Genomic DNA, 13,232 nt, shown 5'->3' on the forward strand with positions numbered 1-13,232 from the left:
GGGACGGGCGGGTCCCGGCCGCGGCTCCCGCCGGGAGCAGGCCGCTCACACGCCGGCGGCCTCCTGCCCGGCACGGGCCACCAGCCTGGCCGCTGCGACCAGGCCGTCGGCGCCGGCCAGGCCGCGTTCCAGCACCTGGGAAGGGTCGCCCCCGCCCGCGGCACGCACCGCGTCGGCGAAGTGGTGCATGTCCTTGCGCATGAGGGTGTGGACGTGCCCGGCCAGTTCGGGGGTGATGTCACCGCCGAGGGCGCGCAGCGCCGCGCTGCCGCCGCTGCTCGCGGAGACGACCTCGACGAGGGCCGGGACGTCCAGACCGACCTGTGCGGCCAGCGTGAGGACGTCCTCCGCGTTCTTCATGTTGGTGATGGTCAGGGCGTTGTTGAACAGCTTGGTGAACTGTCCCGCGCCGGCCGGTCCCATCAGCCGGACCGTGTCGCTGAACGTGTCGAACACCGGCCGCGCCGCCTCGAACGTGTCCTGCGGCCCGCCGGCGAAGGTGGTGAGGGTGCGGGCGCGGGCACCGGGGCTGCCGCCGCTGACGGGGGCGTCGAGGTAGACACCTCCGGCTTCAGCCAGGCGTGCGGCGATGCGCACGGCCTCGCCGGGGTCGCCGGTGCCGTGGTTGACGACGACCGTTCCGGGGGCGATGGCGGCCAGGAGGCCCTGGCCGTCCAGGACGTCCCAGATGTCCGCGTCGTCCCGCAGGCACAGCCCGACCAGCTCGACGGCCGCCCCGAGCTCCGCCACGGTGCCGTGGACGGTGTGCGGGACCTTGTCCACCGCCGCCAGGGAGGCGGGGCGCCGGGCCCACACGTGCAGGTCGAAGCCGTGCTCGCCGACGGCTTCCGCCATGGGGCCGCCCTGGTCGCCCAGGCCGATGAAGCCGACCTTCTTGATGATCGCCGTCATGGCGACGTCCTTTCGTCTGCCCGGCCGAGAGAATCGGCCGGGAAAAGAGGGGGAAGCGGAGGTCTGTCCGCCGGTCAGCGGACGATTTCGGCGGCCAGCTCCCACAGGCGCTCCGCGTTCGCGGGGTCCAGCGCGTAGGGCGCCACGCCGGGGACGCCGAGCTCGGTGGGCCGGGCATCGACGAGGGGCGCCTCGTTGACATCCTCGAAGTAGCGGCCGCCCACCCCTTCGACCAGCGGGGAGCCTGCGAGGAACACGGTGGTCGCGGCGCCCTGCTCGACCGTCTTGCGGTACGGCTCCGGGGTCCTCAGCCCGCCGGTGTGCCGCTGCAGGCCGGTCGCGATCGCCCCGGGGTGCAGGGCGTTGGCCGTGATGCCGTCGCCGGACCAGCGGCGCTGCGCCTCGACGGCCAGGAGGACCTCGGCGGTCTTGGACTGGCCGTAGGCGGTGAGGGCGTCGTACGGGCGGAAGCGGAAGTCGATGTCGTCGAAGACGACGGGGGAGAACAGGTGGCCGCTGGAGGAGACCGAGACCAGGCGGGCGCCGTCGGCCTCCGCGAGGGCGCGGTGCAGCCCCAGGCTCAGGGCGAAGTGCCCCAGGTAGTTCGTGGCGAACTGCTGCTCGTGGCCACCGATGCCGCGCCCGAGCTCCGGCGGCATCATGATCCCGGCGTTGTTGACCAGGATGTGCAGCGGCCCCTGCCAGGCGGCGGTGAACGCGTGGACCGACTCCAGGTCGGCCACGTCCAGGCGCGCGACACGGACGGCGTCGTTCCCGGTGGCCTTGCGCAGGTCGGCCGCGACCTGCTCACCGGCGTCGGGGCGGCGGACGGCCAGCGTGACCTCGGCACCGTGGGCCGCCAGGGCGCGGGCCGTCTCGACGCCGATGCCCGAGTTGGCCCCCGTGACGACCGCCCGCCTGCCGGACAGGTCGACGCCGGCGATCACCTCCGAGGCGGTGCTGTCGCGGTCGAACGGAGTGGTGAAGAGCTGGGACATGTGGTGCATTCCTCCTGCTTTCGCGGACTGTGCCGCCAGACTGCACCGAACGCCGCCCGGCGGACCAGGACAGGCTGAGACTGGGACTGGCAGGGCCACCCAGGAAACCGGAATGCCTTCGTACGCTGGGAGCATGACCGCCACCGGAGACGCCAACGCACTGGGCCGCTACCTGCGCGCCCGCAGGGAGCTGGTCCTGCCCGAGGAGGCCGGCGTTCCCGACCACGGCAACCGGCGTGTTCCGGGGCTGCGCCGCGAGGAGGTCGCCTTCCTCGCGGGGATCAGCTCCGACTACTACAACCGTCTGGAGCAGGGCCGGGACCGCAGCCCCTCGGAGCAGGTCCTGCGCAGCATCGCCCGCGCCCTGCAGCTGGACGAGGAGGCGACGGCGTACCTGCTGGAGATCGCCGCGCCGAAGGGCCCCCGGCGCCGGCGGCCGCACAGTCCGGAGAGGGTCGGCGACGGCCTCCGCGCCCTCATCGCCTCCTGGCCGCTCACCCCGGCGTACGTCCACGGCCGGTACATGGACGTCCTCGCCGCCAACAGCCTCGCCGTCGCGCTCTCGCCGTTCAACGCGCCCGGGAACAACGTCGTCCTCGCCGCCTTCCTGGAGCCGGAGATGCGGGAACTCCACCGCGACTGGGAGGAGACGACCGCCCGGGTGGTCCCCTACCTGCGCTCCGTCGCCGGCGCCGACACCGACCACCCGCGGCTCGTCGAGATCGTCGGGGAGCTCTCCCTGCGCAGCGAGCGCTTCCGGAAGCTGTGGGCCCGGCAGGACGTGAAGCACAAGACCACGGGCACCAGCCTGCTCCACCACCCCCAGGTGGGCCCGCTGGACCTGCACTACGAGAAACTGCTGGTCCCGGGCACCGGCGGGCAGACGCTGGTCACCTACCTCGCGCAGCCGGGCAGCTCCTCCGAGGAACGTCTGCGCCTGCTCGCCAGCATGAACGCCCCCGCTGCCGCCGACGGTGCACGGGCCGCGGCGGACCGGCCCGCTCCCGGCCGGGGCATGCCGTAGGCGGGATGCCCTCCCCGTGCCGCCGGCGGCACGGCGAGGACCGGCTCCACCCCCGGGACGCGGAACAGCCCCCGGCATCCGCTCCCCGCCCCCGGTCCGCACCGCCCGCCCCGGTGCGGAACCCCTCGGCCACGGACCTGCCCGCGTCCGGGCCCCTGCGGCGGCCGAGCCCTCCGGACGGCGCACCGGTGCGCCCTGCGTGAGGAGGCCGTCGCCCTCGCGGCAGCCCGCTGCCCCCGACCGGTCGGCGGGCGGGGGCGGGGGCCGGCGGGAGGTGCGCCGGGTCAGCCGGCGGCGAGGAGCTCCAGCGTGTCGACCACGCGGTTCGAGAAGCCCCACTCGTTGTCGTACCAGGCGACCACCTTGACGTGGCGTCCGTCGACGCGGGTGAGGGCCGAGTCGAAGATCGACGAGGCCGGGTTGCCCGTGATGTCGGACGACACGAGCGGGTCGTCCGAGTACTCGAGGATGCCGGCCAGCGGCCCGTCCGCCGCGGCCCGGTACGCCGCCAGCACCTCGTCACGCGTCACCTCGCGGGCGACCGTCGTGTTGAGCTCGACGATCGAGCCCACCGGGACCGGCACGCGGATCGAGTCGCCCGACAGCCTGCCGTCGAGGTTCGGCAGCACGAGGCCGATCGCCTTGGCGGCGCCCGTCGTGGTCGGCACGATGTTGACGGCGGCGGCGCGGGCGCGGCGGGGGTCGCGGTGCGGGCCGTCCTGCAGGTTCTGCTCCTGCGTGTAGGCGTGGACCGTCGTCATGAAGCCGTGCTCGATGCCGGCGAGCCCGTCGAGCACCGCGGCCAGCGGTGCGAGCGCGTTGGTCGTGCACGAGGCGTTCGAGACGACCGTGTGCACGGCCGGGTCGTACGCGTCGGTGTTGACCCCGAACGCGAGCGTGACGTCGGCGCCGTCCGACGGCGCCCCGACGAGCACCTTCCCCGCTCCCGCGTCGAGGTGGGCGCGGGCGGCCTTCGCCGAGGTGAAGCGGCCGGTCGCCTCGAGCACGATGTCGACGCCGAGCTCCGCCCACGGGAGCCGCGCCGGTTCGCGCTCGGCGAGCACCCTGATGCGGCGGCCGTCGACGACGAGGGCGTCCCCGTCCGCGGCCACCGGGCGGCCGAGCCGGCCGGCCGTCGTGTCGTAGGCGAGCAGCCGCGCGAGGGTGGCGGGCTCCGCGAGGTCGTTGACGGCGACGACCTCCAGGTCGCTGCCGCGTTCGAGCAGTGCGCGCAGCACGTTGCGTCCGATGCGGCCGAATCCGTTGACGGCGATGCGGGTCATGAGCGGTCTCCTTCCGGTTCACCTCCAGGTTCGCGCGCGGCCTCCGCCCGTGACAGCGGCGTGGGCGCCCCGGTCCGCAAGGATCGCGCCACGCGGCGGCGGGCTACTCGCCCCGGGTGAAGGTGCGCCGGTACTCGCTGGGCGTGGTGCCCAGGATGCGCTGGAAGTGCAGCCGCAGGTTCGCGCCGGTACCGAGGCCGGCGTCGGCGGCGATCTGCTCGACGCTCCGCCCCGAACGCTCCAGCAGCTCGCGGGCCATGTCGATGCGGGCGCGCAGGACCCACTGCATCGGCGTGTACCCGGTGTCCTCAACGAAGCGCCGAGAGAACGTGCGCGGCGACACCGCCGCGTGCCGGGCGAGCACCTCCAGGGTGAGGGGCTCGCCGAGCCGGTGCAGCGCCCAGGCGCGGGTGGCGGCGAACCGCTCGCCGAGCGGCTCGGGCACGCTGCGCGGCACGTACTGCGCCTGGCCGCCGCTGCGGTAGGGGGCCGCGACCAGGCGCCGGGCGGCGTGGTTCGACGCGGCCACCCCGAGGTCCCCGCGCAGGATGTGCAGGCACAGGTCGATGCCGGAGGCGGCGCCGGCCGACGTCAGGACGCTGCCCTCGTCGACGAACAGGACGTTCTCGTCCACCCGGACGAGCGGGTGCCTCGCCGCGAGCGTCCGCGCGTAGTGCCAGTGCGTCGTGGCGCGCCTGCCGTCGAGCAGGCCCGTGGCGGCGAGCGCGAAGGCCCCCGTGGAGATGGCGGCGAGCCGCGCGCCCCGGCGGTGGGCGGCGGTCAGCGCGTCGACGACGGACTGCGGCGGGTCCTCGCGGTCCGGGAACCGGTAGCCGGGGACGAAGACGATGTCGGCCCACGCCAGTGCGTCCAGGCCATGGGCGACGTGGTACGACAGGCCGTCGCCGCCGGTCACGAGGCCGGGCGCCGCGCCGCACAGCCGCACCTCGTACGGCATGCTCGCGCGGGTCGTGAACACCTGCGCGGGGATGCCGACGTCGAGCGGCTTCGCCCCCTCGAGCACGAGGACGGCGACGCGGTGCAGGCGGGAGGGCGGCACGGTGAACAGCCTACGCAGGGGTGCGGGGGCGCGGTTCCGGCAGGCCGGGTGCCGCGGCGGCCACGGCCGGCCGCCACCGGCCCGCCCGTACGGGGAACCCCGGCACCGGCCCCGCACGCCGGACCGCCCGCACGCACGGACAGCCCCGCCCGCACGGGCCGGAGCCCCCGTCCGGGGGCCAGCCCGTGCGGGCGGCGCCCCCCGGCCGGGGGGCTCCCGGGTCAGCGCGTGGCGAGGACGCCGTCGCGGATGACGCCCGCGACGGCCTCCGGCCGGGAGAGGGCGACGGCGTGCGAGGCGCCGTCGACCTCGACGGTGGTGGCGCCGGCCCGCTTCGCCGCGAAGCGCTCGACCTCGGGGCTGATGGCCCGCCCCGCCCCGCCCGGCCCTGCACGGCACCGAGTCGTGCCGCGTCGGCCCCGCCCCGCCCCGGCCGTCAGCCCTGGGCGGTGGGACGCACGATCAGCTCGTTGACGTCGACGTCCGCCGGCTGGTCGACCGCGAAGGCGATGGCGTCGGCGATGGCCGAGGCCGGGATCGCCAGCTGCTCGGCCGCCGCGCGGGCGGCGGCCTGGGCCTCTGCGGAGCCCCCGCGGTGGGTCAGCTCGCTCCGGGTGAAGCCGGGGCTGACGACGGTGACACGGATGTCCCGGCTCTCCTGCCGCAGCCCCTCCGACACCGCCGCCACGGCGAACTTGGTGGCGCTGTACACCGCGGCCGTCGGATCCACCCGATGCCCGGACACCGAGGACACGTTGACGATGTGCCCGCCCCCCTGGCGCTGCATCTGCGGCAGCACGGCGGCGATGCCGTAGAGCACGCCGCGCAGGTTGACGTCGATCATCTGCTCCCACTCGGCGACGTGCAGGTCGGCCATCGGCGACAGCGGCATCACCCCGGCGTTGTTGACCAGCACGTCGATGCGGCCGTACTCCTCCAGGGCGGCGGCGGCGAAGGCGCGCACGGAGTCGAGGCTGGTCACGTCCAGCTCGCGGTGGGTGGCCGTCGCCCCGCTGCCGCGCAACTCCCCGACCAGCGAGGCCAGGCGTTCGGTCCGGCGGGCGCCCAGGAGCACGCGGTGGCCGAGCCCGGCCAGACGGCGGACGGTGGCCTCGCCGATGCCGCTGCTGGCGCCTGTGACGAGGACGGTCTTCGATTCTGCTGCGGACGTGGTCATGCGTGCTCCTTCGGAGTCTCCGGCGGCGGTCGCCGCCTCCTGCAACTCCAGTGCGCCGGGACGGATCCGGGAAGGGAGCGGGTACCTGGGTGTGCGGCACCCAGGTACCCGCCCCTCCCTCGTCGCAGGAGGCGGGCGGACGCCGGCACGGCCGGCGGACGCCCGTGGTGCCGGCGGCCCGAGGGCGCCCCGCCCCACCGCCCGCACAGCCCCACAGCCGCACCGCCGCACCGCCCGCGGCGGTCCCGACGCGGCGGACCGTGCCGGGCCGGCGGACCCGCGGCCGTCCGCGGACGGGGCCGGCCTCGCATGCCGGCCGGACAGGGCGACGACCGACGGCCCGGCCTGCCCACAGCTGCGACGCGCCGGGCGGGGGAGCAGCGCGACCACGCACCCGGCCGCCCCGGACCACCGGACGGCGCAGCCCGCGAGCGCGACTAGCATCGGTGCCATGACAGCACGCGACAACGAGCTCGGCGCGTTCCTCCGCGCGAGCCGCGCCCGTGTGCAGCCCGCCGACGCCGGGCTCGCAGGCGGTGTCTCGGGGCGGCGCGTCCGAGGCCTCCGCCGCGAGGAGGTCGCCGTGCTCTCCGGGGTCAGCGCCGACTACTACGCCCGCCTCGAGCAGGGGCGCGAGCGCAATCCCTCCGCCCAGGTGATCGGTGCGATCGGGCGTGCGCTCCGCCTTGCGCCCGATGCGCGCGAGCACCTGTACCGGCTGGCGGGGCTGAACCCCGGGCTCGGGCCGGACCGCTCGCGGGACCTCGTGCACCCGTCGCTCCTGCACCTGCTGGAGGCCTTTCCCCGGGCGGCGGCCTACGTGCTCGGCCCGGCCTTCGACGTGCTCGCGGCCAACCCGGTCGCCGACGCACTGCTGTCGCCGTTCGGGGACGAGCGGAACATGCCGCGCATCCTGTTCACCCACCCCCGGGGGAAGGCGGTGTTCGCGGAGTGGGAGCTGCTGCAGCGCAGCACCGCGTCCGCGCTGCGCCTGAACGCCGGGCGGTTCCCCGACGACAGGTCCATCACCGCTCTCGTCGCGGAGCTCGGGGAGGCCTCACCGGAGTTCCGCGCGCTGTGGGACGCCCACGACGTCGGAAGCCTGACCCGGGCCTTCAAGGTGTTCGTCCACCCCGGGGCCGGGCGCATCGAGCTGACCTACCAGACCTTCGACGTGGTGGATGCCCCGGGGCAGCTGCTGCTCGTCGGCACCCCGGAGCCCGGCAGCCGCAGCGAGGAGGCCGTCGCCCAGCTGGCCTCCGGCGCGGAACCGGCCTGACCTGCCCCGTCCTGCCCGGCCCTGCTCCGTTCCGTTCCGCCCCGTCCCGTCCCGCTCCGTCCTGGGCGGACCACGGCCGCTTCCCGGGTGCCGTACACCCAGGAAGACGCTGCCTTCCCGCCCGCCGGCCCGCGCCGCACGCTGGAGGGGCCGCCGGAGGGTGAGACCCGGCCGGCCACGACCACCCACCATCGGAAAGGGCCCCCATGGGCGAGATCCTGGAAGTGACCAGCCTCCGACCCGCGCCCGGCCTCACGCCGGAGGACTTCGTCGCGGCGAACGCGGACATCAACGAGTACCTCAGGCGCCGGCCCGGCTTCGCGTGGCGCCGCATCGTCGTGCGGGACGACGGCACGATCCTCGACATCGTCGCCTACGACAGCATCGAGCACGCCCGCTCCGGCGCCGCCGGGATCACCGGCGAGATGGCCGGCTCGCCGGTGCACGACGCGATCGACCACAGCACCGTCGACTGGCAGTTCACCACCGTGCTCCAGCACGTCGAGCGACACGACCCCTGACCAGCGGGAGGAGGCGGTCGCGCCCTTCGCCGGCCACCTCGCCGACGCCCGCACCGCACGGCGCCCGGCCCGGGCATCCGCACCGCGCCTCCCGGAGCGGAACCCGTCCGCTGCGGGATTCCGCGGTGCGTCCGGTGCCGCGCCGGCGGCCGCCGCGCATCCGGGGCCGCCTCCCCGGGAGCGGCGGCGGGTCCGGTTGCCCACCTTAATCGAACGTACTAGTCTGTTTTTTTAGTGAGGGTGCCCGTCCCGCGACCCCTCCCCTCACCGGCCCGGAGGCCGTTCGGGACGGGCCCGCCGACCAGGAGACGACGACCCGAGATCGAGGTGGCGCCATGCGTGCGGTGATTCTGGAGGAGTTCGGGAGGCCCTTGGTCCTGGGGGAGCTGGACAGGCCCGTCGCCGGCCCCGGGCAGGTGCTGGTGAGGGTCGAGGCCAGCGGTGTGAACCCGCTGGACATCAAGATCGCCGCCGGGCAGGCGGCGCACGCCCGGCGCGGGCTTCCCGCCGTGCCGGGTCTGGACATGGCCGGTGTGGTCGAGGAGGTCGGGCCGGGGGTGGCCGGCTTCGCCCCGGGTGACGAGGTGTACGGGATGACCGGCGGTGTCGGCGACCTGCAGGGGTCACTCGCGCAGTACGCCGCGGTGGACGCCCGGCTGCTGGCGCGCAAGCCGGAGTCGCTGGGCATGCGTGAGGCCGCGGCGCTGCCGCTGGTCGTCATCACGGCCTGGGAGGGCCTGGTGGACCGGGCGGGGGTCCGTGCCGGGCAGAAGGTGCTGGTCCACGGCGGTGCCGGCGGCATCGGCCACGTCGCCGTCCAGATCGCGCGCGCCCGCGGCGCCGAGGTCTTCGCCACCGCCTCGCGCGGGCGCATGGACGTCGTCGAGAGCCTCGGTGCGACCCCGATCGACCGCGCCGCGACGTCGGTGGAGGAGTACGTCGCCCGGCACACCGGCGGCGAGGGCTTCGACGTCGTCTTCGACACCGTCGGCGGCGCGGTCCTGGACGCCTCCTTCACCGCGGTGCGCACGTACACCGGCCACGTGGTCAGCGCCCTGGGCTGGGGCACCCACAGCATCGCGCCGCTCTCCTTCCGCGGCGCCACCTACTCCGGCGTCTTCACCCTGCTGCCGATGCTGACCGGCCGCGGCCGTGAGCACCACGGCGAGATCCTGCGCGACGTGGCCGCGCTCGCCGACGCCGGGGCCCTCAGGCCCCTGCTCGACCCCCGGCGCTTCACCCTGGCCACCGTCGCGGACGCCTACGCGGCGGTCGAGAGCGGCACCGCCGTCGGCAAGGTCGTCGTCGACGTCGAGCACTGACCCCGGCGGCGGCCCGGCCGCCGCCCGCGACAGCGACACCCGGGGCGACCGGTCCCTCCCCGCCGTGCGGAGACCCGGGAGGGGTGCCCTGCCGAAGGGTGAGGGGATAGGGTCACACCTCCGGTCCGTGCCTGGCCGGGAAGGCAACCCCCTGCGGAGAGGGGGGTGCGCCGCGGCCGCGGGGCCCGCCGGCGCGACGGTCCGTTCCGCAGGGCCGAGGTGTTCCGCGGGGCCGTCCGGGATCCGGTCGGGGAGCCCCGCGCCGGCGGTCGGCGCACCGGAGGCCGCTCCTGCCCGGTTCGGCCCCTCCGGGTGGGGGCGGCGGACGGGGGCGGCCTGTCGGTCAGGATTGCCCTCCCTAATCAGACATACTAGTCTGTCTGATTAGGGAGGTGCGGTGATGGCGACGAAGATCCGCAAGACCAGGTCCGAGGAGAGGATCCTCGCGGCCGCGGCCGAGCTCTTCTACGCCCACGGTCTGCGCGGCGTGGGGATCGACCAGGTCATCGAGGCGTCGGGCGTGGCGAAGTCCACGCTCTACGTGCACTTCCGCACCAAGGAGCAGCTCGTCGGGGAGTACCTGCGCAGGACCGACGACTCCTGGATGGCGCAGCTGTCGGACGCCGCCGAGCGGGCCGGGGACGACCCCCGCGACCGGCTCGTGGGCCTCTTCGACGCCCTGACCGGCGCCTTCGACCGCCACGGGTTCTTCGGGTGCCCGTTCGTGAGTGCCGCGGTGGAGGCCGAGACCGGCTCCGAGGCGCGGGCCGTGACCGAGGAGCACACCCGGCGGCGGCAGGCCTGGCTGACCGAGCTGAGCGCCCGTGCCGGAGCGGCCGACGCCGCAGCCCTGGCCCAGCACATCGGACTCCTGATCGACGGGGCCCTTGCGTCGGGGCGTCTGCTGCAGGACCGGGCCGTCGTCGACCAGGCGAAGGCCGCGGCGGCGCTGCTGGTCCGCGCCCACACCGGCGACCGCGCCCCCAGCGGCGGCTGACGCCGCCCGCGCCGCCGGGCGGGCCCGTCGCCTTCTCCTGCGTCCTGACCCGGACCTCCTCCGTCGTGCCTCCCGGGGCGGGCTGCTGCAGCAGCCCGCCCCGGTCCGTCTCCCGGCGCCCCCTCGCCTGCCCGGCCCGACCGGGTCCGCCGTCCGCTGCGGAGCCCCGGCCGACGGTCCGGCCCGACCGTCTTCCCGCCGGTCCCGGACGTGTCCTCCGTGGCCGGGGGCGGTGCTCGGCGCCGCACCCTGCGGCCGGACCGCAGCCCGACCTGCCTGTCGCCCAGGGCTCCGGCCGGGAGGGCTCACCGGGCTGCGGCAGGCGGTGCGGCATGAGCGGAAATCCGTTCCGAGTGGTGCTGCGCCGCCCCTATGGTGGCGCGGTGACGACTGACGTGATCGTTCTCAACGGCGGCTCCAGCTCGGGCAAGTCCGGGATCGCCCGGTGTCTGCAGGCGGTCCTGCCGGATCCGTGGCTGGCTCTCGGGGTCGACACGCTGGTTGAGGCGATGCCCGCGTCCATGCGGGCATCGGGTGCCGGGATCGAGTTCGCTCCGGACGGACAGGTGGCCGTCGGACCGGAGTTCCGGATGCTGGAGGCGGCATGGATCGAGGGGGTCGCCGCGATGGCCCGTGCGGGTGCCCGGATCATCGTCGACGAGGTGTTCCTCGGTGGAGCGGACTCGCAGGAGCGATGGCGGAAGGCTCTGGGCGACCTGCGGGTGCTGTGGGTCGGCGTCCGGTGTGACGGTGCGGTTGCCGCAGGCCGTGAGGTCGCACGGGGTGATCGGGTCATCGGAATGGCGGCGTCCCAGGCGGATGTGGTGCACCGGGGGATGGTCTACGACCTGGAGGTGGACACCGCGCATGCCGAGTCGATGGAGTGCGCACGGGCCATCGCCGCACATGCCGGCTGATCGGCGGTCCGGCTGCCCGCCCCTGTGACCGCGGCGCCGGGACGGTCGGGCCGCTGCGGCCGGGGACCGCCCTCCCCGGCGGATGCCCTTCCCGCTGCGGATGCGGGCGCGCCCTCGACGGGCGCGACCCGGTCCTCGCCCGGCGACGCCGGGATCTCCGTGAGCGGAGCCCCTCCCGGGGCGGTGGGCGGACGTGGACCGTTCCGCGCGCGACGGACGGTACCCGTCCCGTCCGGCCCGTGAGTCCGTGCGGCCGTCGCGTCGGCCGGCCGGCCCTGTGGGGACCGGTGAGGTCCACGCCGCGCGGGCACCGCACCCACCACGGCGCGGGCCTGGTCCCGGGACCCCTGGCCTGTGGGCCCGCCCTGCGGGGCGGGCGGGTCACGCCGGCCCGCGGCCGCACGGCGGTGTCCCGCCTCGCGTGCAGGAGCGGCGCCCCGCCTGCTGTCACGCGCAGGTCGGACAGTGCACGAGGCCCTCCGTCGACGACGGGTGGAAGGCCGGCTCGCCGCAGATCCCGCAGTCCGCCGTCGGCCCCTCGTCCACCGGGGCGCGCAGTGCGTCGGGGGCGCCCGGGGTGCACGTCACCTCGCGGGTCGGCCGGCCGGACATCCCGCCCTCCTCCGCGTCCGGGGCTTCCGAGGTGCGGCCTCGGCGGCCTCGGGATCCGTGCCCCCGTCGGCCGGTCGGCTGCGGCCTTCCCTTCCCCGCGCCCGGTGGGCCGGCGCCCGCGGGGCGCCGGGTGTCCCGCCCGGCCTCCCCGCGCCCCGAGAGGTGATGTCCGACTCCCGGGGAACGGCTTCCGGCGGGAGTGCCCCGGCGGGTCGCGGCACGGTCGACCCCATCCCCGTTGCAGGCAATTTGCTTGTGTGAAATTTTTATGTGCACAGTGGTGCCTGACCGGCTCCCGGCCGACGTGCTCAGACCACGGCCGGGAGCCGGAACCAGCGCCTGCCTCCGGGAGGAACGATGAACCGCACGTCCTCGCGCCGTGCCGCCTCGACGGCCGCCGCGGTCCTCGGCGTGGCCGCCGTCGCCGCCGCCGTGGTCAAGACCGCGTCCGCCTCCCCGGCCCGCCCCGCCGCCGCGCCCGAGCCCACCGTGGTCCCGGTCCACGGCGCGTCCGCCGGCTCCTCCAGCCGGAACGCCGCCACCGCCCGCCTGCAGCACGACCACCGGGTCATCCACGCCGCCCAGCGCTTCATGGCCCGCCGCGCCCACGCCCGCACCGTCGAGGCCGACGCCTCGCACGCGGCCACCGTCTCCCGGCCCGCCACTGTCACCCGCCTCGGCGAGCAGGCCGCACGGACCACCACCCGCTGACCCCCGTCCCCACCCGACCGGGAGGGGCCGTGCGGACATCCGTACGGCCCCTCCGCCCGGGGTACGGCGGACGGCGTACGGCAGACGGCGGACCGGGACGGCGCCGCGCCCGGCGGCCCGCCCCGCGCACGAAAACCCATGTGAACCGGTTCGGGCCGGTGTCCGTGCGGTGAGTGACCGGACCTGGCCGTCAGGACCGGCCGACGCTGGAGAACCCGAGGCCCTGCACCCCGTACCTCCCGGCACCCCGACGGTGGTCGGCTGCGCCGTCGGGGCGGTCCGCCGCCCGCGGCCCCCGGCTCGCCGTGGACACCGGGTCCGGTGCCGCCTTCATCCGGTGAGCCGACAGGACGGGCGCGGCGTCACTCCGCAACGGGGGAGCACGGGTACCACCGGGGCCGCCCGCCGTCGGCGCCCCG

13 protein-coding genes are annotated in these 13,232 nt (G+C 75.8%); 7 read left to right on the forward strand and 6 right to left on the reverse strand.

What is annotated here, in order from left to right:
• Positions 1-45: 45 nt before the first annotated feature.
• Both LO771_RS17085 and LO771_RS17090 read right to left on the reverse strand, forming a co-directional pair.
• A complete protein-coding gene (locus tag LO771_RS17085; RefSeq protein ID WP_230653323.1) occupies positions 46-912 on the reverse strand; it encodes an NAD(P)-dependent oxidoreductase in 867 nt (288 codons plus the stop codon).
• Between the two features lie 74 nt (positions 913-986).
• The gene (locus LO771_RS17090) at positions 987-1,910 is read right to left on the reverse strand and encodes an SDR family NAD(P)-dependent oxidoreductase (protein WP_230653325.1); all 924 of its coding nucleotides are present in this window, start codon (positions 1,908-1,910) and stop codon (positions 987-989) included.
• Positions 1,911-2,043: 133 nt separating this feature from the next.
• Between LO771_RS17090 and LO771_RS17095 the strand changes: the two genes are divergently transcribed.
• Complete coding sequence (locus LO771_RS17095) at positions 2,044-2,934, forward strand: helix-turn-helix domain-containing protein (RefSeq protein ID WP_230653327.1); 891 nt, start codon at positions 2,044-2,046, stop codon at positions 2,932-2,934.
• 284 nt (positions 2,935-3,218) lie between these two features.
• Here the strand turns inward: LO771_RS17095 and gap are convergent, their stop codons facing one another.
• The 3 genes from gap to LO771_RS17115 all read right to left on the reverse strand — a co-directional run bounded on the left by gap (position 3,219) and on the right by LO771_RS17115 (position 6,454).
• Positions 3,219-4,217: a type I glyceraldehyde-3-phosphate dehydrogenase gene (gene gap / locus LO771_RS17100; protein WP_230653329.1), complete on the reverse strand. Its 999-nt coding sequence runs from the start codon at positions 4,215-4,217 to the stop codon at positions 3,219-3,221.
• 103 nt (positions 4,218-4,320) lie between these two features.
• Positions 4,321-5,277 carry a GlxA family transcriptional regulator gene (locus LO771_RS17105; protein WP_230653331.1) on the reverse strand — a complete coding sequence of 319 codons (957 nt, stop codon included), beginning with the start codon at positions 5,275-5,277 and terminating at the stop codon, positions 4,321-4,323.
• Between the two features lie 436 nt (positions 5,278-5,713).
• Positions 5,714-6,454 (reverse strand): SDR family oxidoreductase, encoded by a 741-nt coding sequence (locus tag LO771_RS17115; RefSeq protein ID WP_230653333.1) that lies wholly within the window; start codon positions 6,452-6,454, stop codon positions 5,714-5,716.
• Between the two features lie 451 nt (positions 6,455-6,905).
• On the opposite strand from LO771_RS17115, the gene LO771_RS17120 reads away from it, so the two are divergent.
• From LO771_RS17120 to cpt, 5 genes are all read left to right on the forward strand, one after another.
• On the forward strand, positions 6,906-7,733 hold the full coding sequence (locus tag LO771_RS17120) for a helix-turn-helix transcriptional regulator (RefSeq protein ID WP_230653335.1): 828 nt from the start codon (positions 6,906-6,908) through the stop codon (positions 7,731-7,733).
• A gap of 206 nt (positions 7,734-7,939) precedes the next feature.
• Entirely contained in the window at positions 7,940-8,254 is a 315-nt protein-coding gene (locus tag LO771_RS17125) for a hypothetical protein (RefSeq protein ID WP_230653337.1), read from the forward strand.
• 335 nt (positions 8,255-8,589) lie between these two features.
• Positions 8,590-9,576: a zinc-dependent alcohol dehydrogenase family protein gene (locus tag LO771_RS17130; protein WP_230653339.1), complete on the forward strand. Its 987-nt coding sequence runs from the start codon at positions 8,590-8,592 to the stop codon at positions 9,574-9,576.
• A gap of 400 nt (positions 9,577-9,976) precedes the next feature.
• Complete coding sequence (locus tag LO771_RS17135; RefSeq protein WP_230653341.1) at positions 9,977-10,573, forward strand: TetR/AcrR family transcriptional regulator; 597 nt, start codon at positions 9,977-9,979, stop codon at positions 10,571-10,573.
• A 383-nt stretch (positions 10,574-10,956) separates the two neighbouring features.
• Positions 10,957-11,490, forward strand: a complete 534-nt coding sequence (gene cpt / locus LO771_RS17140) for a chloramphenicol phosphotransferase CPT (RefSeq protein ID WP_230653343.1) — start codon at positions 10,957-10,959, stop codon at positions 11,488-11,490.
• A gap of 447 nt (positions 11,491-11,937) precedes the next feature.
• On the opposite strand, the gene LO771_RS17145 is transcribed toward cpt, so the two are convergent.
• Complete coding sequence (locus LO771_RS17145; protein ID WP_230653345.1) at positions 11,938-12,102, reverse strand: hypothetical protein; 165 nt, start codon at positions 12,100-12,102, stop codon at positions 11,938-11,940.
• A gap of 357 nt (positions 12,103-12,459) precedes the next feature.
• Between LO771_RS17145 and LO771_RS17150 the strand changes: the two genes are divergently transcribed.
• Positions 12,460-12,813 carry a hypothetical protein gene (locus LO771_RS17150; protein ID WP_230653346.1) on the forward strand — a complete coding sequence of 118 codons (354 nt, stop codon included), beginning with the start codon at positions 12,460-12,462 and terminating at the stop codon, positions 12,811-12,813.
• Positions 12,814-13,232 lie beyond the last annotated feature (419 nt).

It is taken from the genome of Streptacidiphilus sp. ASG 303 (genome assembly GCF_020991365.1).
In the GTDB taxonomy this organism is placed as follows: Bacteria; Actinomycetota; Actinomycetes; order Streptomycetales; family Streptomycetaceae; genus Peterkaempfera.